We start from the raw sequence: 23,606 nt of genomic DNA, 5'->3' as shown, positions 1-23,606 counted from the left end.
GACATGGAGATCGAGATCTACGCCGACGTCGTGTGCCCCTGGTGCTACATCGGCAAGCGTCGGCTGGAGCAGGCCCTGGAGTCGTACGACGGCGAGGTGACCGTCCGCTACCGGCCGTTCCAGCTCGATCCGTCGCCGGTGCCGGAGCCGCGCCCGCTGGTCGACGCGATGGCCGCGAAGTTCGGCGGGCCGGACCGCGTGCGGCAGATGTTCGGTCAGGTGACGGAGGTGGCGGGCCAGGTCGGCCTGAAGCTCGACTTCGACCGCGCGGTCGCGGCGAACACCTTCGACGCGCACCGCCTGGTCGCCTGGGCCACCGACCGGGGACGCGCCGCCGAGATGGTCGACGCGCTCTACCGTGCCCACTTCACCGACGGCGTCGACGTCGGCTCCCGGGACGCGCTCGCCGCGCTCGCCGCCGAGGTGGGTCTGGACGCGGCCGAGGCGCGCCGCTTCCTCGACTCGGGCGAGCGGGTGACGGAACTCTCCGAGGAGCTGACCACCGCCCGGCAGATCGGGGTGACCAGCGTGCCCACCTTCGTGCTGGCCGGCAGGTACGCGGTCACCGGCGCCCAGGAGCCGGAGACGCTGCTCGCCGCCCTGGCCGAGGTGAACCGCCGCGAGGCCGAGGCCGACTGACCCGAGGGCCCGACGACGGCGGTGGGGCGGACCCTCCCGACGACGGACATCGATGGGCGTGATGTTTCACGTGCAACGGCATCGATATCCGTGATCGGTCAGGCCGGCCTGGCCAGCCCTTCCACCACGCGTGCGCCGGGCAACGCGCCGAGCGCCGGCCCGGGCAGCGCGATCTTGCTGTGCCGTACGCCCGAGCCGATGATCACGTGCGGGGCGGCGATCACCCGCGCGTCGACCAGGATCGGCCACTGCTCCGGCAGGCCGATCGGGGTGATGCCGCCGTACTCCATGCCGGTCAGCTCCACCGCGTCGGCCATCGGCGCGAAGCTCGCCTTCCGCACGTCGAGCGCACGGCGGGCCACCCCGTTGACGTCGACGCGGGTGGTGGCGAGCACGACGCAGGCCGCGTAGCGCACGACCCCCTCACGCTTGCCGGCCACCACCACGCAGTTGGCCGACTCGTCCAGCCCCACCTCGTACGCGGCACAGAAGGCGGCGGTGTCGGCGAGCCCGGCGTCGATCGGCGCCACCAGCACGTCGTCGACGTCCACCGGCGCCTCGGCAGGCCACTGCCCGACGGCGGCGGCGACCGGCGGAGCGAGCAGGTCGAGCCGACTGCGGGCGGGTTCGGTCTTCAGCGTCCCCATCACGCCTGCGATCCTCGCACCCGCCCACGCCCGGGGTTCCACCACACCACCAGCGACCCGAACCGTCGTCGACAGGGGTCACCCCTATCGATCCGGAGACGGGTCCCTGCGGCGTGTGGAAGCGGGTGATGCCGGGTACCGGCGATCGGCATGAGTGAACTTCCGCTGCACATCCTGACCGACGCAGGCTTCACCACCGACGAGGCGAACTCCATCGTCGATCACCTCCTCAAGGGTGTCGACACCCACGACGGGAGGAGCGAGACCGACCGGATCGACGTCGAGGCGCTCCCGGAGGAGAAGAAGGCGGCCATCGACAAGTTCAACCTGGCCGTGGCCGCCGACTTCTAGTCACCCGGACCACCGGTCCCGTCCCGGAGTATCGGTTCCGCCCCCGGACCGCCGGGACGGGCCGGCCGGGACGGGAGGCCCGGGGGACGGCCGGGACGGGACCGGTCAGTTGCCGGTGAGGAAGCCGTTGTCGCGGAGCAGCGCGCGGTCCCGGACGGAGGCCAGTTCCTCCGCGCGCTCGGCCTGGACCCGGCGCACCTCCATCTCCTCCAGGGCGTGGCGGATGGCGAGCCGGATCACGCCGTAGAGGAAGACGAAACCGGCGACGTACAGGATGACGGTGGCGACCATGGCGAACATGGCGTCACGGTAGGCCGGACGTGAATGCGCGGGCCGTTCATCTTGCGCCGGTTCCCCCGTACGTGTCGGCGAGGTGGTCGGCCCAGGTCCGGACGCCCCTCGGGGTCGCCCCGGTGACCAGGCCGCCCGAGCGCAGGGCGCGGCCGAGCCCGCCCGGTATCCGGACCGGGAGCAGCGGGCGACGGGATCGCCGGGCGGCCGTCCACGCGCGGGCCGCGTCGTCGAAGCGGAGCACCTCCGGGCCGCCGTACTCCTCGATGCCGCGCAGCGGGCCGGCGGTGAGCCGCCGGACGAGGCGGTCCGCGACCTCGCCCGGATCGACCGGCTGGGCGAGTACGGCCGGGTCGCCGATCACCGGACCGAGGCGGCTCGTCCCGCGCAGCATCCCGTCGAGGAACTCCGGGAACTGGGTCGCCCGCAGCACCGTCCACGGCACCGTCCCGGCCGCCACGACCTGCTCGGCGGCGAGCTTGTGCCGGTAGTAGGGGATCGGCACCCGGTCCACCCCGACGATCGAGACGTAGACCAGGTGCCGTACGCCCGCCCGGCCGGCGGCGACGACCAGCCGGCGGGTGCCGAGCACGTCGACCCGGTGGGTCTGCCGCCCCCGGTTCGGTGCCGAGGCCAGGTGCAGTACGGCGTCCACGCCGGCCACCGCCTCGACCACCCCCTCCCCGGTGGCCAGGTCGGCGACCGCCCACCGCACCTCCGAGCCGGTACGCGCCCGCCGGCTCGTCGCCCGGACGTCCCAGCCCTCGGCGCGCAGCCGGGGCAGCACCACCCACCCGAGCCGGCCGCTCGCCCCGGTGACCAGCACCCTCATGGTTCCCTCCCTCTCCGGCCGTCGCGCGCCCGCCGCGCGACAGTGGTGGTGACGGCGTCCGGCCCACGCGTGTGACCGGCTGTGCGTCGGCTCACCGGAGCAGGCCGGCCCACCGCGACAGGCGGGCCCACCGTGACAGGCCGGCTCACCGCAGCAGGTCGGCCGCCGTCAGGACCACGAAGAACCCGATGACGATCTCGCTGACCACCCAGGAGTGCCGTCCGGCCCAGTCCCGGATCCGGGGCAACACGGCCTCGGCCCGGTGACCGAGCAGCAGCAGCGCCAGCAGCGGCAGGGCCAGCAACGCCAGGGTGAGCAGGACGAACGGCAGCAGGTGCCACCAGGACAGGTCGTGCCGGGCGGCGCTCGCCCCGACGGTGAGCATGGTGATGTCGTCCGTCGGCATGGCCAGGAAGAGCAGCACGCCGAGCCGCAGCGCGTACGCCGGGCTCGCCCGCTGGAGGCCGCTCATCCACTTCGGCGGGCCGGCGGTGTGCCGGCGCAGGAGGACGACCACCGCCAGGACGACCAGCAACGCCAGCACGACCACGTCGATCCGGCTCTCGACCGCGCGCCGCCCGGGCCCGGCACCGACGTCGACCTTCACGGCCCGGGTGACCAGCCAACTCACCGTCACCCCGCCCGCCACCACGAGCCCCGCCCCGCTCAGGTAGCCCAGCGACGCGGCACGCGGCCGGTCCGCCGAGGCGAGGAAGACCGCCGCGACCAGCTGCGTCCCGGCGACCATCACCACGGCCATCGGCAGGATGGTCAGGAAGTTCATCGCCCGCCCATCCTCCCGGGCCGGCGGTCGCCACCGGACCGAATCGGCGCATCGCCGCCCGCCGGGCCGGAATCCCGGCGGCCGGTCAGCCGGGTCGGGGCCGGGCGGTCAGCCGGATTCGGGGCCCCGGCGGGCGGTCAGCCGGCGCGGATCCCGGTCGCGCCGGGCACCACCCGGCCGGCGAGCACGACACCCAGCAGGGCCAGCCCGCAGGCCACCGCGAGGGTGCCGGCGTAGCTGGCCGGTCCCGGGGCCGCACCGGCGGCGAGCACCGCGCCGGTGAGCGCCAGCACGGTCGCCGCGAAGAGCGAGTCGCCCAGTTGCAGCGAGGAGCTGTTGCGGCCCTGCTCACCGGGGGCGGACAGCTCCAGCGTGAGCACCGACAACGAGGGGTAGAGCAGCCCCATGCCGAGGCCCGCGCCGGCCCAGCCCAGCACGCCGACCCAGACCGGCACCGCCGGCGCGACCGCGAGCGTGACCACGGCCGTACCGGCGGCGATGCAGGTCAGCCCCGCCCTCGGCAGGGTGGCCCGGGAGCGCGGCGCCGGCATCCGCCCCTGCAACCAGGAGCCCGCCGACCAGGCGAGCGCGCCCGTGGTCAGGACCAGACCGGCGGCGGTCGGCGACAGTCCCCGCTCCCGGGAGAGCATCAGCGGGATCACCACCTCCGCGCCGACGAACGCGGCCGAGGCGAGACCGCGCAGCCCGACCACGGTGGGCAGGCCCCGGCCGGCGCGCAGGAACCCGGCCGGCAGCAGCCGGGGCGCGCAGACCAGCAGCCCGACCAGCGCCAGGGCCACCAGCCCGACGGCGGCGGCGCCGCGCTGCTGCCCCCCGATGTGCAACAGTGCGGCGCTCACCCCCGCCCCGCAGGCCCAGCCGATCCGGGCCGCCGCGCCGGACGGCAACCCGGTGACCGTGCCCGCGCCGATCGTCCGCAGGCCGGGGTGGATCAGCAGCACCGCCGGCACCGCCACCACCGGCACCGCCAGGAAGACCCAGCGCCAGCCGAGGTGCTCCACGATGAGGCCGGCCAGCGCCGGCCCGACCAGCGACGGTACGACCCACGCGGCGGCGAACGCCGCGAAGATCCGCCGGTGCAGCGCCTCCGGGTACGCCTGCCCGACGATCACGTAGAGCGCCACCGAGAGCAGGCCGGAGCCGAAGCCCTGCACGATCCGGCCCGCGACCAGGACGCCCATGGTGGTGGCACCGCCGGCGAGCACCAGCCCCAGCACGAACCAGCCGAGCCCGTGCCACATCGGCGCCCGGGGGCCCCGGGAGTCGCACCAGATGCCGGAGGCGACCATGGCCAGCACGCCGGCGGCGAACGGGCCCCCGAAGGCGATCCCGTAGAGGGCCAGTCCGTCGAGGCTGCGGGCGACGGTCGGCATGGCGGTGCCCACCGCCAGCGCCTCGAAGGCGAGCAGCGAGATCAGCGCGACGCTGCCCACCGTCATCGCGCGCAACCGCGGCGCGAAGAGCCCGGCCTCGTCGGCGACCGGGGCGGCCGGCGCCGCCGTCCCGGTCACCTCCGGTCCGCCGGGCGCGGCAGCCACAGCGGTCGGTGGCCGAGGCGGGCCCGTGGGTCGGACGGACCCGCCTCGTGGCGGAGCAGTTCGATCAGCATGCGACCAGCCTCGGACCTCAACCCGGATTGAGGTCAAGGGTGACCCGACTCTCTCCGGCCCACCCGGGGAACTTCCGCCGCTCGAAGCGCATGACGGACGATCAGCCGGGAAGGCAGGCCGCCGGAGCGCAGGCGTGGGAGGCGAGATGGCGTACGGCGGCAGCAGCGGCAGCGAGGGGCCTGACCGGCGCCCGTCCGGTCGTACGCCTCGATGATCTCGCTGGTCCGCACCGCCGGCCGGCTCCTTCCGCCGGTCACGGTGCCGCCGGTCGTCGGTGAGGCGTCCCGGAACGTCGGTGCCGTCGCGGCCCGGCTGGCGCGGGCGGCCGGGCTGAGCCGCCGCCGGGTCTGGTCCCGCCCCGGCCGGCACCACATCGAGGTGCTCGGGGTCTGCCAGGACGGCGGCGACGTCCTCGCGCGTCAGGTCGAGGCGGCGCTGGAGCGGATGCCCGGCGTCCAGTGGGCGCGGGTCAACGCCCCGTCCGGCCGGGTGGTCGTCGCCGTCGGTACGCCGGAGCCGGCCCTGCGGGACCTCATCGCGACCGTCGCCCGCACCGAACGCACCTGCCCGCACGAGCCGGACCCGCAGATCCCGCCGCCGCACCCGCCCGAGGAGGGGCCGCGCACGCCGCGCACCCTCGGCGCGTTGGCCTCCGACGCCCTCGGCCTGACCCTCTCCGCCGCCACCCGGGTCCTGCCGTTCACGCCGGTGCCCGGGGAGGTCGCCGGGCTGCTCGGCGCGGTCGACCTGCACCCGAGGCTGCACGCGCTGGCCGACCGGGGGCTACGCGCCGACCCCCGCGCCGATCTGCTGTTCCCGCTCGCCGAGGCGGTGGTGCAGGGCCTCACGGGCAGCTGGACCGGGCTCGTGCTCGACGGCGCGCACCGGGTGGTGCAGTGGGGCGAGGCGCGCGCCCAGCTCCGCGCGTGGGCAAAGGCCGAACCCCGGCTGACCGGACATCCGGAGCGGGCCGCCGCCCCCGCGCCGAAGATCGAGCGCCCCCGGCCGAAGCCGGACGGCCCCGTCGAGAAGTACGTGTCCCGGACGCTCGACGCGGGCGCCGTCGCGGTGGCCGCCGCGACGCCGGTCGTGGGTTGGAAGCGGGCCGCCGCGCTGGGTCTCTCCGCGCTGCCGAAGGCCCCCGGCAGCGGACGCGAGGGGTACGCCGCGCAGCTCGGCTGGATCCTCGCCCGGCGCGGGGTGATCGCGATGGACCGCAACGTGCTGCGCGAACTCGACCGGATCGACACCCTGGTGCTGGACGCCGCCGTGCTCGGCTCCGACCGGGGCGTGCTGGCGGACCTGGCGCCGCTGGCCGGGGCGGACACCGGGCGGGTGGCGGCGCGCGCCTTCGCCCTCTTCGACCCTGCCGCGCCCCGGGAGCTGCGGCACGCCGACGGCTGGCGGCTCGGGCCGCTGGACGCGCTGGACGTCGAGGACCCGGGCGACACCGCCGACAGCCGGCGGCTGCGCGACGCGGGCGGACCCCTGCTCGGCCTGGCCGACGGCGGCACCCTCGCCGCCGTACTGCGGGTCGAGCCGGAGCCGGCTCCGGGCGTCGACGCCCTGCCGGCCGCCGCCCGCCAGGCCGGTCTGCGGCTGGTCGTGGCCGGCGACGACGAGCGGCGGTACGACTTCGCCGACGCCCACCTGCCCGGGCGCGACCGGCTGGCCGGGTCGGTGCGGGAGCTGCAACGCGGCGGGGCCGTGGTGATGGTGGTCTCCGGGGACCGTGCCGCGCTCGGCGCCGCCGACTGCGGGCTGGGGCTCTCCGCCGACGAGGACCTGCCACCCTGGGGCGCGCACCTGCTGGTCGGCGCCGACCTGCGGGTGGCGGCGCTGGTGGTCGAGGCGGCCGGGGTGGCCCGCCGGATGGCACGGCAGAACATCGGCCTGGCCATGGCCGGCACCGGCCTCGGCGTCCTGGGGGCGCTCACCGCCTCGCCCGCGCGGCTGCCCGGCCGCGCCGTCGCGGCCGTCAACGGGGCGGCGGCGCTGGCCTTCGCCCACGGCGTCCTGCGGGCGCACCGGCTGCCCGGCCCGGCGGACTCCCCGGCGCCGGCCATCACCGCGTGGCACCTGATGCCGTCCTCGACCGTGCTGGACCAGCTCGACACCGGCCCGGACGGGCTCCCCACCGACGAGGCCGAGCGCCGCCGGGGCGACGGGAGCGTACGGCCCTCGGGGCCGACGGGGCTGCTCCGCGCCTTCGTCGACGAGCTGACCAACCCGCTCACCCCGGTGCTGGCCGCCGGGGCGGTGCTCTCCGCCACCCTCGGCTCGCCCGTCGACGCCGCCCTGGTCGGCGGCGTGGTCGGCGGGTCGGCGCTGCTCGGGGCGGTGCACCAGCACAACACCGAGCGGTCGCTCGCCGAGCTGCTGTCCCGCTCGGCGGTGACGGCCCGGGTACGCCGCGACGGCGCGGAGCGGATCCTGCCGGCCGAGGACCTGGTGCCCGGGGACGTCATCGTCCTCGAATCGGGGGACGCCGTGCCGGCCGACTGCCGGGTGCTGGAGTCGGCCGGGCTGGAGATGGACGAGTCCTCGCTCACCGGCGAGTCGCTGCCGGTCGGCAAGACCGATCAGCCGGTGGTCGCCGCCGCCGTCGCCGACCGGCGCTCGATGCTCTACGAGGGCACCAGCGTCGCCGCCGGCCACGGGACGGCGGTGGTGGTGGCGACCGGCGCGGGCACCGAGGCGGGGCGGAGCCTGGCGATGGCCCGGCAGGCCCCCCCGGCGAGCGGGGTGGAGGCGCGGCTGGGCGGATTGACCCGGGCGGCGATCCCGCTGGCCGCCGGCTCGGCGGTGGCGGTGGCCGGCGCGGGGCTGCTGCGGGGCGTACCCCTGGCCCAGACCGCCGCGACCGCCGCAAACCTGGCCGTCGCGTCCGTGCCGGAAGGGCTGCCCTTCCTGGTCAGCGCCGCACAGCTCGCCGCCGCGCGGCGGCTGGCGGAGCACGGCGCGCTGGTCCGCAACCCACGCACCATCGAGGCGCTCGGGCGGGTGGACGTGCTCTGCTTCGACAAGACCGGCACCCTAACCGAGGGGCAGCTGATGCTCGCCGGGGTCGGCGACGACGGCCGGTACGCACCGGTGGACCGCCTCGACGACGGCCTTCGGCTCACCCTCTCGACCGCGCTGCGCGCCACCCCGAGCGCCGACGGCCCCCACGACCTGGCCCAGCAGACCGACCGGGCGGTCCGGTCCGGCGCGCAGGCCGCCGGGGTCACCGAGCAGACCGGCGCCCAGGGATGGGAGCCGGTGGGTGGGCTGCCGTTCGAGCCGTCCCGTGGCTACCACGCCACCGTCGGCCGGGCCGGGGACCGGCTGCTGCTCAGCGTGAAGGGGGCACCGGAGTCGGTGCTGCCCCGGTGCTCGGGCTGGCGTACGCCGGGGGGACGCGACGAGCCGCTCGACGACTCGGGCCGCGACGGGCTGCACGCCATGCTCGCCGACCGGGCGGGGGCGGGACACCGGATCCTCGCCGTGGCAGAGTGCCGGGTCTCCTCTCCCGGCGTCACGGACGAGCAGGTGCACGACCTGACCTTCGTCGGCTTCCTGGCCCTCGCCGACGGGGTACGCGAGAGCGCCGCCCCCGCCGTGCGCCGGATCCGTCAGGCCGGCGTGCACACCATCATGATCACCGGTGACCATCCGGCGACCGCCGAGGCCATCGCGGCCACCATCAGCGACCACGAGGACCAGCGGGTGGTCACCGCGACGGAACTCGACCAGCTCGACGACGAGGCCCTCGCCGCGCGGCTCGCCGTCACGGACGTGGTGGCCCGGTGCACCCCGGCGCACAAGGTCCGGATCATCCAGGCGTTGCAGAGGTGCGGACGTACGGTGGCGATGACCGGCGACGGCGCCAACGACGCCGCGGCGATCCGGCTGGCCGACGTGGGCATCGCCCTCGGTCAGCGGGGCACCCCGGCGGCCCGGGCGGCGGCCGACCTGGTGGTCACCGACGACCGGCTGGAGACCATCATCGCCACCCTGGTCGAGGGCCGGGCGATGTGGTCCTCGGTACGCCACGCGCTCAGCATCCTGGTCGGCGGGAACCTCGGCGAGATCGCGTTCAGCGTGCTGACCGCCGCCGCGACCGGCCGATCGGCGCTCACCGGCCGGCAACTGCTCCTGGTCAACCTGCTCACCGACCTGGCGCCGGCGTTGGCGATCGCCGTCCGGCCGCCCGGCGCGGACCATGCCGACGGCCTGCTCAGGGAGGGCCCCGACACCTCGCTGGGCGAGACGATGACCCGGGAGATCGGGCTGCGCGCCGCCGCCACGACGCTGGGCGCCACCGCCGGCTGGACGTTGGCCCGCTACACCGGGCGACGCAGGCGGGCGGGCACCGTCGCGCTGGTCTCGCTGGTCGGCACCCAGCTCGGACAGACGGTGTTGGCCGGCGGCACCAGCCCGGCCGTACTGGCCTCCACCGCCGCGTCGCTCGGGGTGCTGGTGGTGGTCGTTCAGACGCCGGGGGTCAGCCACTTCTTCGGCTGCACGCCGCTCGGCCCGGTCGGCTGGACCATCGCGACGGGCTCCGCGCTCGGCGCCACCTTCGCGAACGGCGCGCTCACCCGCCTGGTGGAACGCCTGCCCCAGTCGGGGTCCCCGCCGGCGGACCGCCCGGACCCCGACGGGCGAACCTCGGCCGACGGGCCGGCGCGGGCGTGACCGCCGCCGATCGGCATGACCGTGCCGATCACGGGTACGGCTGCGGGCGGAGGTACGCATGTTGACGACGCAGCCGGAGGTCACGTTCATCGGCACCGCCACCACGGTGCTGCGGATCGGCGGGTTCACCCTGCTCACCGACCCGAACTTCCTGCACCGGGGCCAACGCGCGTACCTGGGCAAGGGGCTCTGGTCGCGGCGGCGCACCGACCCCGCGTTGCGGATCGCCCAACTGCCGTCGCTGGACGCGGTCGTCCTCTCCCACCTGCACGGCGACCACTTCGACCGCGTGGCCCGCCGGGAACTCGACCGGGAGCTGCCGATCGTCACCACTCCCGCCGCCGAACGGAAGCTGCGCCGCTGGGGCTTCCGGGCCGCCGAAGGGCTGCCCACCTGGAACTCCCGGGAGCTGCGCCGCGACGGCGAGACGCTGCGGCTGACCTCGATGCCGGGAAGGCACGGGCCGGGCGCGCTGGACGTGCTGATGCCCGACGTGATGGGCACGATGATCGACCTGGAACGCGGGGGCAGCCGCCAGTTCCGCCTCTACGTCACCGGCGACACGCTGAACCGGCCGATGCTCGCCGACATCCCCGAGCGGTACCCGGACATCGACGCGATGCTGATCCACCTCGGCGGCACCCGGATCGCCGGCATCCTGCTCACCATGGACGCGCGGCAGGGCGCCGACCTGGTGGAGCTGGTCCGGCCGAAGCTGACCGTGCCGATCCACTACGACGACTACCCGGTGTTCCGCTCGCCGCTGGGCCACTTCGTGGCGGAGGTGCGGCGGCGCGGCCTCGCCGGGAGCATCCGCACCATCGCCCGGGGCGAGACCGTCCCGCTGACGCCCCCGGACTGAGCCGCCACCCCGTCCGATCCCCGCCGGGCGCGGGCCCGCGTACGCCGATCGCCGCCTCCCGGCCGGAGCCGGAGGGCGGCGATCGGTCGTGACGTGCGGTCAGGCGCGCTCGGAGATGGCCTCGATGAGGTCGCCCACCGGGCGCTCGGGCAGGGAGCGGGCCACGTCGGCGACGGCCACGATGCCGACGAGCTCGTGCCCGTCGATCACCGGCAGCCGGCGCACCTTGTGCTGGCTCATGGTCCGCAGGATCTCCGCCGCGTCGTCGTCCGCGCCGATCGTCACCGCCTCGCCCTGGGCGAGTTCACCGGCGGTGACGCGGCCCGGGTCGCGGCCCTCGGCGAGGACCTTCACCACGATGTCACGGTCGGTCAGCATTCCCTTGAGCCGGTTGTCGTCCCCGCAGATCGGCAGCGAGCCGACGCCCAGCTGGGCCATCTGCTTGGCGGCCGTCTTGAGGTCGTCCTGCTCACGGATGCAGGTCACATCGTTCGTCATGATCTCGCGTGCGGTCGGCATTGGCTGACACCTCACTTCCAGGGGGTTGTTGACGTTTCTCCTACCCCCGTCCTCCCCGCCCATGCACCCGGAAGGTGGGACCGCCGACGCGCCGTCGCCGAGCTGGGCCGCGTCCCGTCGCCGAGCCGGGTGGCCGCCCCGCCCCCGCCTCACCCCGCCGGATGCCAGGTGGCGGCGGCGCGGCGCAGCCGGTCGTTGACCGCCCGGCCGACGCCCACCTCGGGCACCGGCTCGACGAGGATCTCGCCGACCCCGGCCGCGTCCAGCTCGTGCAGCGCGTCGAACAGCCGCGCGGCGGCCTCGGTCAGGTCGCCGGCGGCGGAGAGCACCTGCACGGCCGCCCAGTCGCCCGCCGGCCGGTCGCGGAAGGCCAGGAAGCCGCGCCGGACCCCGTCGGCCGCCGGCGGCTCGCCGCCCGGGACCAACCGCAGCGGCGTACGCGGGGCGTAGTGCGCCGCCAGCGTGCCGGGCGCGACGGGCTGCCCCGAGCTGCCCGGTCGTACGGTCACCGGGCCGGCCGCCTCCTCCAGCGCCTCGACCGGCAGCGCGCCGAGGCGCAGCACCACCGGCCGCCCGCCCCGGGCGTCCACGATGGTCGACTCGATGCCGCACCGCGTCGGCCCGCCGTCGAGCACCACGTCCACGGCGGCGCCCAGGCCCCGCACCACGTGCTCGGCCCGCGTCGGGCTGAGCTGGCCGAACCGGTTCGCGCTCGGCGCCGCCACCGGCACCCCGGCCTCGGCGATGAGCGCCCGCGCGTACGCGTTGTCCGGCACGCGGACCGCCATCGTCGCCAGTCCGGAGGTGACGATCGGCGGGATCGCCGCCGGCCGGTCCACGATCAGCGTGAGCGGCCCGGGCCAGAAGCGCCCGGCCAACGCCGCCACCGCCGCCGGCACCGCCCCGACCAGCTTCTCCAGCTCGGCCGCGTCCGTGAGGTGCGTGATCAGCGGGTCGAAGCTGGGCCGCGCCTTCGCCTCGAAGATCCGGGCGGCGGCCCGGGCGTCCAGCGCGTTCGCGCCGAGCCCGTAGACGGTCTCGGTGGGAAAGGCCACCAACCCGCCGGTACGCAGGACGGAGGCCGCCTCGGCGATGCCGCTGTCGGCCGGTAGCACGCGTGGGGATCCGGTGGTCACACCTGCGACGCTAACCTGCCCGGAACGGCGTCGGCTCCGCGGTGGCCCGGTTCCGATCTGTGCCGCGCGGCCTAGGATCGGGCCATGTCCCTGACGGCGGACGACGTCGAGCGGTTCGAGGCCGCCAGGCCCCGCCTGGAAGCCATCGCCTACCGTCTCCTCGGCTCCGCCACCGAGGCCGAGGACGCCGTGCAGGAGACGTTCCTGCGCTGGCAGGCCGCCGACGTCGAGCGCATCGGGGTCCCCGAGGCCTGGCTGACGAAGGTCCTCACCAACCTGTGCCTCAACCAGCTCGCCTCCGCACGGGCGCGCCGGGAGACCTACCCGGGCCAGTGGCTTCCCGAGCCGCTGCTCGCCGGGGACCCGATGCTCGGCCCGGCCGAAACCGCCGAGCAGCGCGAATCGGTCTCGTACGCGGTCCTCACCCTCCTGGAGCGTCTCTCCCCGGGCGAGCGGGCGGTGTACGTGCTGCGGGAGGCCTTCGACTACCCGCACCGCGAGATCGCCGCGATCCTCGACATCACCGAGGCCGCCAGCCAGCAGATCCTCCACCGCGCCAAGAAGCACGTCGCGGACGGCAGGGCCCGTGCCGAGATCGACGAGGCCGCCGCCCGGCGGGTCGTGGAGGAGTTCCTGGCGGCCGCCACCGGCGGCCGGATGGAGCCGCTCCTGCGCCTGCTCACCGAGGACGTCGTCGCGATCGGCGACGGCGGCGGGAAGGTCCCGGCCCGCGCCAAGGCGTTCGAGGGCGCGGTCGCGGTCGCGAAGTTCCTGTGGGGCCTGTTCAGGCCCGGCAAGGCCAAGCGCGCCCTGGTCGGTGGCACGCCCGAGGTCCACACCTGGACCGCCAACGGCCGCCCCGCCGTCGTGGCCGTCGTGGACGGCCGGGTCGTCGGCGTCATGTGCCTGGAGGTCACCGCCGAGGGCATCGCCGCGTTCCGTAGCCAGGGCAACCCGGACAAGCTCGAACGGGCGACGGTGCAGTGGGCTGCCACCGACCACGGCGAACCCCTGTTCCACGCCTTCTGACCGTCATGTGACGTGCTTCACGAGCGGTTCCTGTCAGGAAACGGCGGGCCACCCGGTTCAGGTGGCAACCCGCGCGAGACAGGAGCATGGACATGCAGCACCGCATCATCGTCCTCGGAGCCGGATACACCGGAGCCATCGCCGCCGGCCGCCTCGCCAGACGGCTCCACCGGGAGGATGTCTCCATCACCGTCGTCAACGAAGGGGCCGACTTCGTCGAACGCGTCCGCATGCACCAACTGGCGGCCGGTCAGGACCTCAAGCCCCGGCCGTTGCGGGAGATGTTCGCGGGCACCGGCGTCGGGCTGCGGCTCGCGAGGGTCACCGGCGTCGACGTCGACCGCAGGACCGTCGCCGTCGTCGACGCGAACGGCGCCGAGGAACTCGCCTACGACACGCTCGTCTACGCCCTCGGCAGCGGCTGGGACCCACGGGACGTCCCGGGGGCAGCCGAGTACGCCCACGAGATCTCCAGCCGCCCCGGAGCACTCCGGCTACGCGAGCGCCTGGCACGCCTCGACGCCGGGCAGACCGTGCTCGTCGTCGGGGGCGGCCTCACCGGCCTGGAGGCCGTGACCGAGATCGCCGAGGCCCGCCCGGACCTCGACGTCGCCCTCGCCGCCCGTGGCGGTCTCGGCGACTGGCTCTCCCCCAGGAGCCGCGAGCACCTGCGGAAGGTGTTCGACAAGCTCGGCATCACCGCGTACGAGCACACCACCGTCACCGGCGTCGAAGCCGACCGCGTCGCCACCGCCGAGGGCGGGACCATCCCGGCGGCGGTCACCGTGTGGACCACCGGCTTCGCGGTCCACCCGATCGCGCGGGCGACCGCTCTGGAGGTCACCGGCGCCGGCCAGATCGTGGTCGACGGGACCATGCGGTCGGTCTCGCACCCGGACGTGTACGCCGTCGGCGACGCCGCCATGGTGATGGGTCCCGGGGACAAGCCGCTACGGATGTCGTGCGCCTCGGGAGTGCCGACCGCCTGGCAGGCCGCCGACGCGATCGCGGCGCACCTGGCCGGGGGCAGGCTACCGGCCGGCCGGATCCGCTACTTCAACCAGTGCATCTCGCTCGGCCGCAGCGAGGGCCTGATCCAGTACGTCACCGCCGACGACCGCGCCGTGCGGGCCGCCCTGACCGGACGCCTCGCGGCCGTCTACAAGGAGTTGGTCTGCAGGGGTGCCGCCTGGGGCGTCGCCAACCCGACGCTCGGGCTGCCCACCCGGCGCCGCCGCGTCACGCGGACGACGGCGGACTCGACCGTCGACGCGCTGGCGTAGGGCAACCGTTCCGGGCAGCCCGACCACGGCGAGGGGTCCTGCGGTCACGATCACCGGGCCGCGGGGCCCTCTCGTTTCCCGTCCCGGTGCGCGAGGATGACGGGCATGCTTCGTACCCCTCGGGCTCTCCTGCTGGACTTCGGCGGCGTCCTGGCCGACGCGCCACCCCAACCGCCGGCCCCGCCGGGGCTGGTGCGGCGCCTCGCCGAACTCGTCGACGGCGCGGTGCCGGACGACCAGATCGCCCGGGACCTGGGCGAGGGCGCGCGGGCGTACGCCCTGTGGCGCGACGAGGTGGGCAGGGCGGGCGACCCGGTCGAGCTGCCGCACGGCCAGGTGTGGGCCGACTTCGTGACCCGGTCCTGGCCGCGGGAGACCCGCGCCGCCGTCGAGCGGGAGGCGACCCCGCTGGCGTACGCCTGGACCTGGCGCCAGGAGTGGGCCGTGCGCCCCGGCATCCCCGAGGCCCTGCGGCACGCCGCCGACGCCGGCCTGCCGATGGCGGTCGTCAGCAACACGCTCTGCGGCGCCGCCCACCGGGACTTCCTCGCCGCCGCGGGGCTCTCCGGGCTGTTCGGGGCCGAGTTCTACAGCGACGAGGCGGGGCCCCGGAAGCCGAACCCGGAACTGGCGCTGCTGGCGGCCCGCGCCGTCGCGGTGCCGATCGGTGACTGCTGGTTCGTCGGCGACACCGTGAATCGCGACGTCGTCTGCGCCCGCCGCGCCGGCACCGCCGCCGCGATCCTCATGCGCTCGCCCCGCACCGACCGGGAGGCGGCGCTGCCAGGGGTCGAACCGGACGCGCGGATCGAGGACGGCCACGGGCTCCTCGCGCTGCTGCGGGAGCACGCCCGCCCGTGACCGTCCGGACCGACTGGCAGGCGTGGCACGAGCCCTACGCCGACGCGAACTCCCCGCTGTCACGCCGGCTGCGGCTGGTGCAGCGGCACATCGCCTCGTGGCTCGACGAGCGCTCCGAGGAACGGCTGACGGTGGTCAGCGCCTGCGCGGGGCAGGGCCACGACCTCATCGGCGTCCTGGCCACACGACCCGACGCCCGACGCCTGCACGTGACCCTGATCGAGTACGACGCCGGCAACGTGGCCGCCGCGCGGGCCGCCGCCGACCTGGCCGGGCTCTCCCACCTCGTGATCAGGCAGGCGGACGCGGGCCGGCCCTCCTCCTACGCCGGGGCGGTTCCGGCGGATCTGGTGCTCATGGTCGGAGTCTTCGGCAACATCTCGGACGCCGACGTGGAGCGGACGGTCGCCGCCCTGCCCCAGTTCTGCGCAGCGGGTGCCACTGTGATCTGGACCCGGGCGCGGCGCACGCCGGACCTGACGCCGGCCGTACGGAGATGGCTGAGCGACGCCGGCTTCGTGGAGGAGGCGTTCCACGCTCCGGACGACGTGCGGTTCTCCGTCGGCGTCCACCGGTTCGAAGGCACCCCGCGACCCCTGGACGCCACGGGAACGCTCTTCACCTTCCTGCGCTGACCGGTGCCGCTGCTGCGTGCCGAGATCAACCGAAGGTGGTGTTGGTGGAGCCCAGGGGACTCGAACCCCTAACCCCTGCCTTGCAAAGGCAGTGCTCTGCCAGTTGAGCTAGGGCCCCCGGGGCGGACGACGCCGCCGGTGCCGGCAGTGCCAGCGGGATCAGCGCAGGTCGGGCGCGGTGGTCGCCTCGTGCCACAGGGCGCGCTCGTCGTTGGAAGCCTTGACCTTCCTGGCCACCACGGCTGCCACACCGACGACGCCGGCCAGGATCAGAAGCTTCTTGAACATGGGGCCTACCCTCGCGCTCGACTGCCGTCGGACGATGTGCGGTGGGGCTAGCTGGAATCGAACCAGCGACCTCAGAGTTATCAGCTCTGCGCTCTAACCGACTGAGCTATAGCCCCGCGTGGCGACGAGCAAGGTTAACCCATCCGTCCGTCCGGCCCCAAATCGGGGCCGCCGCCACGTCCGGGCGTTGCCGTCGCCTCTGAACCTACCGGAGGCTCCGCACCCGGCCCACCCGATTACGCCGCCCGTGCGGCCCCGGTGACCTGCCTCGACATGCACGGAAGCCGGGGCTCCGCGCTCGGCGGTGCCCCGGCTTCCGAGGTGGTTCAGTCGCGCTCGGCGAGGGTCAGCTCGATGCCGCCGACCAGGTCCGCGCAGACGTTGTAGACGAACGCCCCGAGCGTGGCGAGCGCCGTGAACAGCACGACGTTGACCAGGCCGATCAGCGCCGAGCTGAGGATCACGCCCTTGGCGGTGATCTGGAAGCCGCTGGTGCTCTGGCCGCCGCCCGCGCTGACCAGATCGGTCAGGCTGTCGTTGACGCTGGTGAACACGCCCATCGCGTCGAGGGCCAGGTAGAGCACCGAGGTGGCCACCACCACGACGATGAAGAGCACCACCGAGACCGCGAACGCGAACTTCATGACGGACCAGGGATCGATCCGCTTGAGGTTCAGCCGGGCCCGGCGCGGCCCGCGCGACGCGGCCGAACTGACCGACGTACGCGCGGCGCGTACCGCGTCACCCACGCGGGCCGCCCCGACGGCGGCGGCGCCGCTGATCCCCGGCGGCAGGCCGCCCCCGCTGGCGGGGCGGCCGGCGGCGGTCGGGCGCGCGCCGTCCGACTGCGGCTTCGCGGTGCCCGTGACGCGGGGCTGGGTGCCGGTGGCGCCCGTGATCCGCGGCTGTGTCCCGGTGGTGCCGGTCGACTGGCCCGCACCGACCTTCAGCGGCTGCGTCGTCGTCGGTGTGGCGGCGGCCGGCTTGGCGGCGGGGGCCGGCTTGTCGACCCCCACCGTCTCGGTCCGCTCCGGCGCGTCCCCGTCCTCCGAGGGCTTGTCCGGAGGCGGTGTCATTCCGGGAGCCCGGGTGAATTTCGGGGCAGGCGCGTCGGCGGGGACGGTGGCCCGACCCACGGCCGCGCGGCCGGTCGCTGGTGTGCCGCTCTTCGCGGCCTCCTCGTCGACCGGGGTGGCCGAGGTCCCCGTGTTCCCCGACTTCGCCTGTGTCTCCGTCATTCAACTAGTCCTGTTCGTCAGGCTCGTCGGCATTGCGAGCAATCGCCACGATAGTCACGCCATCCGGAAGGTCCATCAGCTTGACCCCCATTGTGTTCCGGTCACGCGTACGGCGTACAGGCTTCACCGGAGTCCGGATGACACCACCGTTGCTGGTGATCGCGAACAGCTCGTCGTCCGGGTCGATCACCACCGCGCCGACCAGACCACCGCGCCGCTCGGTGATCTTCGCAGTCAGCACGCCCTTACCTCCCCGGCCCTGCACGGGGTATTCCTCGATCGGGGTGCGTTTCGCGAATCCCCCGTTCGTGGCCACCAGGACGTCCAGCCCCTCGCGGACCACCTCCATGGCCAGCAGGACGTCGTCCTCGCTGAAGCGCATGCCGATGACGCCCGAGGTGGCCCGCCCCATCGGGCGCAGCGCCTCGTCGCTCGCGTTGAACCGGATCGCCTGCGCGTTCTTCGAGACCAGCAGCAGATCCTCCTCGGGCGCGACCAGCGCCGCCCCGACCAGCTCGTCCTCGTCGCGCAGGTTGATCGCGATGATGCCGCCGGACCGGGGGGAGTCGAACTCCTCGAGCCGAGTCTTCTTCACCAGGCCGTTCTTCGTGGCAAGTACCAGGTAGGGGGCCACCTGGTAGTTCGGAATCTCGATGATCTGCGCGATCTGCTCGTCGGGCTGGAACGCGAGCAGGTTGGCCACGTGCTGGCCCTTGGCCACCCTACTGGCCTCGGGAAGCTCGTACGCCTTCGCCCGGTAGACGCGCCCCTTGTTGGTGAAGAAGAGCATCCAGTCGTGCGTCGAGCATACGAAGAAGTGGCTGACGATGTCGTCCTGCCGGAGCGTCGCCCCGCTGACACCCTTGCCGCCGCGGCGCTGGGACCGGTAGAGGTCGACCTTGGTCCGCTTCGCGTAACCCGTGCGGGTGATCGTGACGACCACGTCCTCGCGGGCGATGAGGTCCTCCATGGAGACCTCGCCCTCGAACGGCACGATCTTGGTGCGCCGCTCGTCGCCCCACTTGGCGACGATCTCGCCAAGCTCCTCCGAGACGATCCTGCGCTGCCGCTCGGGCTTGGCGAGGATGTCCTTGAGGTCGGCGATCTCCAGCTCCAGCTTGGCCAGGTCGTCGAGGATCCGCTGCCGCTCCAGCGCGGCGAGCCGGCGCAGCTGCATGTCGAGGATCGCGGTCGCCTGGATCTCGTCGATCTCCAGCAGCCGGATCAGGCCCTGCCGGGCGTCCTCGACGGTGGGCGAGCGCCGGATCAGGGCGATCACCTCGTCGAGGGCGTCCAGTGCCTTGGACAGGCCGCGCAGGATGTGCGCCCGCTCCTCCGCCTTGCGCAGCCGGAACGCCGTCCGCCGGCGGATCACGTCGATCTGGTGCTCGACGTAGTAGCGGATGAACTGGGCCAGATTGAGCGTGCGCGGCACCCCGTCGACCAGCGCCAGCATGTTGGCGCCGAAGGTCTCCTGGAGCTGGGTGTGCTTGTAGAGGTTGTTCAGCACCACCTTGGCGACCGCGTCGCGCTTGAGTACGAGCACGATCCGCATGCCCGTACGCCCGGAGGACTCGTCGCGGATGTCGGCGATGCCGGCGAGCTTGCCCTCCTTGATCAGCTCGGCGATCCGCTCGGCCAGGTTGTCCGGGTTCACCTGGTAGGGCAGCTCGCTGACGACCAGGCAGGGGCGGCCCCGCTTGTCCTCCTCGACCTCCACCACGGCGCGCATCCGGATCGACCCGCGCCCGGTGCGGTACGCGTCCTGGATCGCCTGCGTGCCCACGATCAGGCCGTGGGTGGGGAAATCAGGCCCCTTGACGATCTCCAGCAGCGCGTCGAGGGTGGTGGCCTCGTCCTCCTCCGGGTGCTCCAGGCACCACTGCACGGCCGCGCCGATCTCGCGCAGGTTGTGCGGCGGGATCTTGGTGGCCATGCCGACCGCGATGCCCTCGGAGCCGTTGACGAGGAGGTTCGGGATCCTCGACGGCAGGATGGTGGGCTCCTTGGCCCGGCCGTCGTAGTTGTCCTGGAGATCGACGGTGTCCTCGTCGATGTCCCGCAGCATCTCCATGGCCAGCGGGTCGAGCTTGCACTCGGTGTTGTGGCTGACGAAGCCGTCCGAGACGAACGAGTGGTCGTCGGTGTCCACCCGGATGCTGTAGACCGGCCGGACCCCGGCGTCGGCGACGCTGGCGACCTCCGCGTAGTAGAACCGACCGTCGACCAGCGGCTCGACCACGTCGAGCACCTCGGTCTCGGTGATCCGCGCGGCGATCTCGTCGCGGTCCCGCTCCCAGCGCTCGATCCGGTCGACGTTGTGCCGGCGCAGCCAGTCCCGCTCGGTCCAGCGCGTCGCGCCGTGCTCCCGGATGAAGTCACTCACCAGCGGAACGTGGTCGCCGGAGAGCGCGGTGCTGGTCGCCGGGACCGACGCCAGCTCGGAGTCCAGCTTGGCCTGCTTGCGGCCGAGGAAGCCGACGTGGGCGGCGAAGATCCGCGCATCGCGGCGGTTGGTCACCACGACCTTGATCTCGCCGTTGTCGTACCGGCACTGCTTGCTGACCACGCCGAACTCCAGCAGCAGCTGCTGGACCTCGCGGGCCAGCCGCTCGCTGCGGGTCGAGTACGAGACCTGGATGCTGTTGCGCGGCAGCAGCGACGAGGAGCCGTCGCCCTCGAAGAGTGCCTGGAGGAAGGCCCGCTTGACCGCCGCAGGCCCCTGCCAGACGAACTCGGGCACGAACTTGGCGGCGCTGCGCGCCCCGACCAGCTCGCCGAGAAGGCTCTTCCGCAGGGCCGAGAGGTCCTGGACGTCGAGTTCGTGCAGCAGGCTGCCGGAGGCGATGGTGCGCTGGCTGACGTACCGCGGGCCGCCCACCGCCAGGTCGTAGGCAGCGAGGACCCGTACGAAGAACTCGCGGTCGACGTTGTTGAAGCCCGCCCGCCCCTCCGAGACCCAGCCTTCGCTGACGAAGGCGCCGGCCAGGACGGCCGCCTCGACGTGCTCCAGCATCGGGTAGCCGATCTCGTCGGGCACCGTGCGCTGGAGGACCACCCGGTCGCCCGGGGAGATCTCGGCGAGCAGCTTCCACAGCAGGGTCGGCACGCCGGCCACGTCCACCAGGCAGAGCACCGGGTGGTTGTGGGTGCCGGTCAGCTCGTACCCCTCGCGGGTGCGCAGCTTCAGCGTCGGGTGCTCGCCGGAGTGGAAGAACTTCGAGGCGCGGACCAGGTCGCCGTTGCGGTCGCGGACCTTGAGATCGATGTCCGTCTCGCTGCTCGGTGCCGCGCCGGGCACGATCTCACCGATCCGGACCGAACCATCGGCGGTACGGATCCGCGCGTCCCCGGTGAGGCAGTAGCGCATCGCGGCAGCAGGATCGTTGCCCGGCGAGCCGAAGTTGCCGTTGCCGTCGACCAGCGGGTAGCGCAGCGACCAGGGCTGCGCCATCCGGACCAGCGCGTCGTAGATCGCCGAGTCGCCGTGCGGGTGGAACTGGCCCATCACGTCGCCGACCACGCGGGAGCACTTCACGTAGCCCCGGTCCGGCCGGTAGCCGGAGTCGAACATGGCGTAGAGGATCTTGCGGTGGACCGGCTTGAGCCCGTCCCGGACGTCCGGCAGTGCCCGCCCGACGATGACGCTCATCGCGTAGTCGAGGTAGGAGCGCTGCATCTCCACCTCGAGCCCGACCGGTTCGATGCGGTCGTGCGCGACGACGGCGGCGACGGTCTCGGGGAGCTCGGGCTCGTTGGGTGTGGACTCGGGGATATCGGTCACTGTTAACCCTTATCAGACTCAGAGTCGTTTTCGTGCTGTGGATAACGGCTGTGGATACCGGCCGCTCTGTGGATAACTCTGTGGATCGGCGGGCTGGCCGGTGGACGACCGGCCAGCCCGCCGAAACCCGTCAGATGTCCAGGAACCGGACGTCCTTGGCGTTGCGCTGGATGAACGAGCGGCGCGCCTCGACGTCCTCACCCATCAGCACGCTGAACAACTCGTCGGCGGTGGCCGCGTCGTCGAGCGTGACCTGACGCAGCGTACGCGTCGCCGGGTTCATCGTGGTCTCCCACAATTCGGGGTAGTTCATCTCGCCGAGGCCCTTGAACCGCTGGATGTCGTCCGGCTTCGCGTTCGGCTTCTTCTGCTGGCGCAGCGCGATCAGGCCGTCCCGCTCGCGGTCCGAGTACGCGTACTGCGCGTCGTCGCCGCGCTTGTTCCACTTGATCTTGTAGAGCGGCGGGGCGGCCAGGTAGACGTGCCCCATCTCGACCAGCGGGCGCATGAAGCGGAAGAGCAGCGTCAGCAGCAGCGTCTGGATGTGCTGGCCGTCGACGTCGGCGTCGGCCATCAGCACCACCTTGTGGTAGCGCAGCTTCTCCATGTCGAAGTCGTCGTGGATGCCGGTGCCCAGCGCGGTGATCAGCGCCTGGACCTCGTTGTTCTTCAGCACCCGGTCGATCCGGGCCTTCTCCACGTTGAGGATCTTGCCGCGGATCGGCAGGATCGCCTGGGTCCGCGGGTCGCGGCCCTGCTTGGCCGAGCCGCCGGCCGAGTCGCCCTCGACGATGAAGACCTCGGACTCGCGCGGGTCGGTGGACTGGCAGTCGGCCAGCTTGCCCGGCATCGAGCCGGACTCCAGCAGGGACTTGCGCCGGGCCAGCTTGCGCGCCTGCTGCGCGGCGATCCGGGCCCGGGCGGCCTGGGACGCCTTCTGGATGATGATCTTCGCCTCGGCCGGGTTGCGGTCGAACCAGTCGACCAGCCACTCGTTGCAGACCCGCTGCACGAAGCTCTTCACCGGGGTGTTGCCCAGCTTGGTCTTGGTCTGGCCCTCGAACTGCGGGTTGGCCAGCTTGACCGAGATGATCGCGGCCAGGCCCTCGCGAATGTCCTCGCCGGAGAGCTTCTCGTCGCCCTTGAGTAGCTTCTTGTCGGTGCCGTACCGGTTGACGACGCTGGTCAGCGCGGCCCGGAAGCCCTCTTCGTGGGTGCCGCCCTCGTGCGTGTTGATGGTGTTGGCGAAGGTGTAGACCGACTCGCCGTACGACTCGTTCCACTGCATGGCGATCTCGACCGACATGCCCTCCTCCTCGGAGCCGAACTCGACCACGGTCTTGTGGATCGGGTTCTTCGAGGCGTTGAGGTGCCGGACGAAGTCGGCGATGCCGCCCTTGTAGCAGAAGGTGACCTCGCGCGGCTTGCCCTCCTCGCCCTCCGGGACCCGCTCGTCGAGCAGGTGGATGGTGAGGCCCCGGTTGAGGAAGGCCATCTCCTGGAGCCGCCGGTAGATGGTCTGGAAGTCGAAGTCGACCGTCTCGAACACGTCGGCGTCGGGCCAGAAGGCCACCGCGGAGCCGGTGCGGTCGGTGGACTCGCCCTTCTCCAGCGGGGTCGGCTTGGAGTTGTGGTACTCCTGCCGCCAGACGAAGCCGGACTTGTGGATCTCCACCGCCATCTTCGTGGAGAGGGCGTTCACCACGGAGACGCCGACACCGTGCAGACCGCCGGAAACCGCGTACGCCTTGCCGTCGAACTTGCCGCCCGCGTGCAGCACGGTCAGCGCCACCTCGACACCCGGCTTCTTCAGCTTCGGGTGCAGGTCGACCGGGAAACCCCGGCCGTTGTCGGTGACGCGGACCCCGCCGTCGGCGAGCAGCACCACGTCGATGGTGTCGCAGTGGCCGGCCAGCGCCTCGTCCACCGCGTTGTCGACGACCTCCCACACCAGGTGGTGCAGACCGCGCTCACCGGTCGACCCGATGTACATACCGGGGCGCTTCCGGACCGCCTCCAGCCCTTCGAGAACGGTGATCGATCCGGCGCCGTACTCCTGCTTGTCCTGCGCTGCCACCCTCGGCCACTTTCTCGCGCCGTCCGCACCTGGTGGCGC

The 23,606-nt window shown here is 73.5% G+C and carries 19 protein-coding genes and 2 tRNA genes; 8 read left to right on the top strand and 13 right to left on the bottom strand.

What is annotated here, in order from left to right; all coding sequences use genetic code 11:
- Positions 1–3 precede the first annotated feature (3 nt).
- Positions 4–639 carry a DsbA family oxidoreductase gene (locus tag ACFHW0_RS07770; protein WP_416606427.1) on the top strand — a complete coding sequence of 212 codons (636 nt, stop codon included), beginning with the start codon at positions 4–6 and terminating at the stop codon, positions 637–639.
- A gap of 98 nt (positions 640–737) precedes the next feature.
- On the opposite strand, the gene ACFHW0_RS07765 is transcribed toward ACFHW0_RS07770, so the two are convergent.
- Positions 738–1,286 (bottom strand): YbaK/EbsC family protein, encoded by a 549-nt coding sequence (locus tag ACFHW0_RS07765; RefSeq protein ID WP_416606720.1) that lies wholly within the window; start codon positions 1,284–1,286, stop codon positions 738–740.
- Between the two features lie 150 nt (positions 1,287–1,436).
- Here ACFHW0_RS07765 and ACFHW0_RS07760 point away from each other — a divergent pair, with 150 nt between their 5' ends.
- Positions 1,437–1,637: a hypothetical protein gene (locus ACFHW0_RS07760; protein ID WP_416606425.1), complete on the top strand. Its 201-nt coding sequence runs from the start codon at positions 1,437–1,439 to the stop codon at positions 1,635–1,637.
- A 105-nt stretch (positions 1,638–1,742) separates the two neighbouring features.
- Here the strand turns inward: ACFHW0_RS07760 and ACFHW0_RS07755 are convergent, their stop codons facing one another.
- The 4 genes from ACFHW0_RS07755 to ACFHW0_RS07740 form a co-directional block, all read right to left on the bottom strand.
- Positions 1,743–1,937, bottom strand: coding sequence for a hypothetical protein (locus tag ACFHW0_RS07755; protein ID WP_121397379.1), 195 nt, complete (start codon positions 1,935–1,937; stop codon positions 1,743–1,745).
- Positions 1,938–1,974: 37 nt separating this feature from the next.
- Complete coding sequence (locus ACFHW0_RS07750) at positions 1,975–2,760, bottom strand: SDR family oxidoreductase (RefSeq protein ID WP_416606424.1); 786 nt, start codon at positions 2,758–2,760, stop codon at positions 1,975–1,977.
- A 145-nt stretch (positions 2,761–2,905) separates the two neighbouring features.
- A complete protein-coding gene (locus ACFHW0_RS07745) occupies positions 2,906–3,544 on the bottom strand; it encodes a GAP family protein (RefSeq protein ID WP_416606423.1) in 639 nt (212 codons plus the stop codon).
- A gap of 137 nt (positions 3,545–3,681) precedes the next feature.
- On the bottom strand, positions 3,682–5,004 hold the full coding sequence (locus tag ACFHW0_RS07740) for an MFS transporter (RefSeq protein ID WP_416606718.1): 1,323 nt from the start codon (positions 5,002–5,004) through the stop codon (positions 3,682–3,684).
- A 381-nt stretch (positions 5,005–5,385) separates the two neighbouring features.
- Between ACFHW0_RS07740 and ACFHW0_RS07735 the strand changes: the two genes are divergently transcribed.
- Complete coding sequence (locus tag ACFHW0_RS07735) at positions 5,386–9,855, top strand: HAD-IC family P-type ATPase (protein WP_416606422.1); 4,470 nt, start codon at positions 5,386–5,388, stop codon at positions 9,853–9,855.
- Between the two features lie 58 nt (positions 9,856–9,913).
- Positions 9,914–10,717 (top strand): MBL fold metallo-hydrolase, encoded by an 804-nt coding sequence (locus tag ACFHW0_RS07730; RefSeq protein ID WP_416606421.1) that lies wholly within the window; start codon positions 9,914–9,916, stop codon positions 10,715–10,717.
- 99 nt (positions 10,718–10,816) lie between these two features.
- Here the strand turns inward: ACFHW0_RS07730 and ACFHW0_RS07725 are convergent, their stop codons facing one another.
- Together ACFHW0_RS07725 and ACFHW0_RS07720 are read right to left on the bottom strand one after the other, a co-directional pair.
- Positions 10,817–11,236, bottom strand: a complete 420-nt coding sequence (locus ACFHW0_RS07725; RefSeq protein WP_121397384.1) for a CBS domain-containing protein — start codon at positions 11,234–11,236, stop codon at positions 10,817–10,819.
- A 149-nt stretch (positions 11,237–11,385) separates the two neighbouring features.
- Complete coding sequence (locus tag ACFHW0_RS07720; RefSeq protein WP_416606420.1) at positions 11,386–12,372, bottom strand: L-threonylcarbamoyladenylate synthase; 987 nt, start codon at positions 12,370–12,372, stop codon at positions 11,386–11,388.
- A gap of 84 nt (positions 12,373–12,456) precedes the next feature.
- Here ACFHW0_RS07720 and sigJ point away from each other — a divergent pair, with 84 nt between their 5' ends.
- The 4 genes from sigJ to ACFHW0_RS07700 all read left to right on the top strand — a co-directional run bounded on the left by sigJ (position 12,457) and on the right by ACFHW0_RS07700 (position 16,180).
- Positions 12,457–13,401 carry an RNA polymerase sigma factor SigJ gene (gene sigJ, locus ACFHW0_RS07715; protein ID WP_416606419.1) on the top strand — a complete coding sequence of 315 codons (945 nt, stop codon included), beginning with the start codon at positions 12,457–12,459 and terminating at the stop codon, positions 13,399–13,401.
- A 92-nt stretch (positions 13,402–13,493) separates the two neighbouring features.
- Positions 13,494–14,684, top strand: a complete 1,191-nt coding sequence (locus ACFHW0_RS07710; protein ID WP_416606418.1) for an NAD(P)/FAD-dependent oxidoreductase — start codon at positions 13,494–13,496, stop codon at positions 14,682–14,684.
- A 105-nt stretch (positions 14,685–14,789) separates the two neighbouring features.
- Positions 14,790–15,545 (top strand): HAD family hydrolase, encoded by a 756-nt coding sequence (locus ACFHW0_RS07705; RefSeq protein WP_416606416.1) that lies wholly within the window; start codon positions 14,790–14,792, stop codon positions 15,543–15,545.
- Positions 15,542–16,180, top strand: coding sequence for an SAM-dependent methyltransferase (locus ACFHW0_RS07700; protein WP_416606415.1), 639 nt, complete (start codon positions 15,542–15,544; stop codon positions 16,178–16,180). The genes ACFHW0_RS07705 and ACFHW0_RS07700 overlap by 4 nt, the downstream gene beginning before the upstream one ends.
- Positions 16,181–16,222: 42 nt before the next feature.
- Here ACFHW0_RS07700 and ACFHW0_RS07695 read toward each other — a convergent pair.
- The 6 genes from ACFHW0_RS07695 to gyrB all read right to left on the bottom strand — a co-directional run bounded on the left by ACFHW0_RS07695 (position 16,223) and on the right by gyrB (position 23,567).
- Positions 16,223–16,298: transfer RNA gene (locus tag ACFHW0_RS07695), tRNA-Ala, on the bottom strand.
- 41 nt (positions 16,299–16,339) lie between these two features.
- Positions 16,340–16,468, bottom strand: a complete 129-nt coding sequence (locus ACFHW0_RS07690; protein ID WP_210834795.1) for a DLW-39 family protein — start codon at positions 16,466–16,468, stop codon at positions 16,340–16,342.
- A 42-nt stretch (positions 16,469–16,510) separates the two neighbouring features.
- Positions 16,511–16,584, bottom strand: a tRNA-Ile gene (locus ACFHW0_RS07685).
- Between the two features lie 210 nt (positions 16,585–16,794).
- On the bottom strand, positions 16,795–17,706 hold the full coding sequence (locus tag ACFHW0_RS07680; RefSeq protein WP_416606413.1) for a DUF3566 domain-containing protein: 912 nt from the start codon (positions 17,704–17,706) through the stop codon (positions 16,795–16,797).
- A 4-nt stretch (positions 17,707–17,710) separates the two neighbouring features.
- Complete coding sequence (gene gyrA, locus ACFHW0_RS07675) at positions 17,711–21,358, bottom strand: intein-containing DNA gyrase subunit A (RefSeq protein WP_416606717.1); 3,648 nt, start codon at positions 21,356–21,358, stop codon at positions 17,711–17,713.
- Between the two features lie 262 nt (positions 21,359–21,620).
- A complete protein-coding gene (gene gyrB, locus ACFHW0_RS07670) occupies positions 21,621–23,567 on the bottom strand; it encodes a DNA topoisomerase (ATP-hydrolyzing) subunit B (RefSeq protein ID WP_121397392.1) in 1,947 nt (648 codons plus the stop codon).
- Positions 23,568–23,606: the final 39 nt, after the last annotated feature.

The sequence above is a fragment of the Micromonospora sp. LOL_025 genome (assembly GCF_048060285.1).
In the GTDB taxonomy this organism is placed as follows: domain Bacteria; phylum Actinomycetota; class Actinomycetes; order Mycobacteriales; family Micromonosporaceae; genus Micromonospora.
The sequence above is the reverse complement of the archived record's forward strand: the minus strand, read 5'-3'. Positions and strand labels throughout refer to the sequence as shown.

What these genes read in the sequence shown, in the direction of transcription:
- ACFHW0_RS07770 (WP_416606427.1), top strand. Translation starts at nt 4, where the DNA reads ATGGAGATCGAGATCTACGCCGACGTCGTGTGCCCCTGGTGCTACATC.
- ACFHW0_RS07765 (WP_416606720.1), bottom strand. Translation starts at nt 1,286, where the DNA reads ATGGGGACGCTGAAGACCGAACCCGCCCGCAGTCGGCTCGACCTGCTC.
- ACFHW0_RS07760 (WP_416606425.1), top strand. Translation starts at nt 1,437, where the DNA reads ATGAGTGAACTTCCGCTGCACATCCTGACCGACGCAGGCTTCACCACC.
- ACFHW0_RS07755 (WP_121397379.1), bottom strand. Translation starts at nt 1,937, where the DNA reads ATGTTCGCCATGGTCGCCACCGTCATCCTGTACGTCGCCGGTTTCGTC.
- ACFHW0_RS07750 (WP_416606424.1), bottom strand. Translation starts at nt 2,760, where the DNA reads ATGAGGGTGCTGGTCACCGGGGCGAGCGGCCGGCTCGGGTGGGTGGTG.
- ACFHW0_RS07745 (WP_416606423.1), bottom strand. Translation starts at nt 3,544, where the DNA reads ATGAACTTCCTGACCATCCTGCCGATGGCCGTGGTGATGGTCGCCGGG.
- ACFHW0_RS07740 (WP_416606718.1), bottom strand. Translation starts at nt 5,004, where the DNA reads ATGACGGTGGGCAGCGTCGCGCTGATCTCGCTGCTCGCCTTCGAGGCG.
- ACFHW0_RS07735 (WP_416606422.1), top strand. Translation starts at nt 5,386, where the DNA reads ATGATCTCGCTGGTCCGCACCGCCGGCCGGCTCCTTCCGCCGGTCACG.
- ACFHW0_RS07730 (WP_416606421.1), top strand. Translation starts at nt 9,914, where the DNA reads ATGTTGACGACGCAGCCGGAGGTCACGTTCATCGGCACCGCCACCACG.
- ACFHW0_RS07725 (WP_121397384.1), bottom strand. Translation starts at nt 11,236, where the DNA reads ATGCCGACCGCACGCGAGATCATGACGAACGATGTGACCTGCATCCGT.
- sigJ (WP_416606419.1), top strand. Translation starts at nt 12,457, where the DNA reads ATGTCCCTGACGGCGGACGACGTCGAGCGGTTCGAGGCCGCCAGGCCC.
- ACFHW0_RS07710 (WP_416606418.1), top strand. Translation starts at nt 13,494, where the DNA reads ATGCAGCACCGCATCATCGTCCTCGGAGCCGGATACACCGGAGCCATC.
- ACFHW0_RS07705 (WP_416606416.1), top strand. Translation starts at nt 14,790, where the DNA reads ATGCTTCGTACCCCTCGGGCTCTCCTGCTGGACTTCGGCGGCGTCCTG.
- ACFHW0_RS07690 (WP_210834795.1), bottom strand. Translation starts at nt 16,468, where the DNA reads ATGTTCAAGAAGCTTCTGATCCTGGCCGGCGTCGTCGGTGTGGCAGCC.
- ACFHW0_RS07680 (WP_416606413.1), bottom strand. Translation starts at nt 17,706, where the DNA reads ATGACGGAGACACAGGCGAAGTCGGGGAACACGGGGACCTCGGCCACC.
- gyrA (WP_416606717.1), bottom strand. Translation starts at nt 21,358, where the DNA reads ATGAGCGTCATCGTCGGGCGGGCACTGCCGGACGTCCGGGACGGGCTC.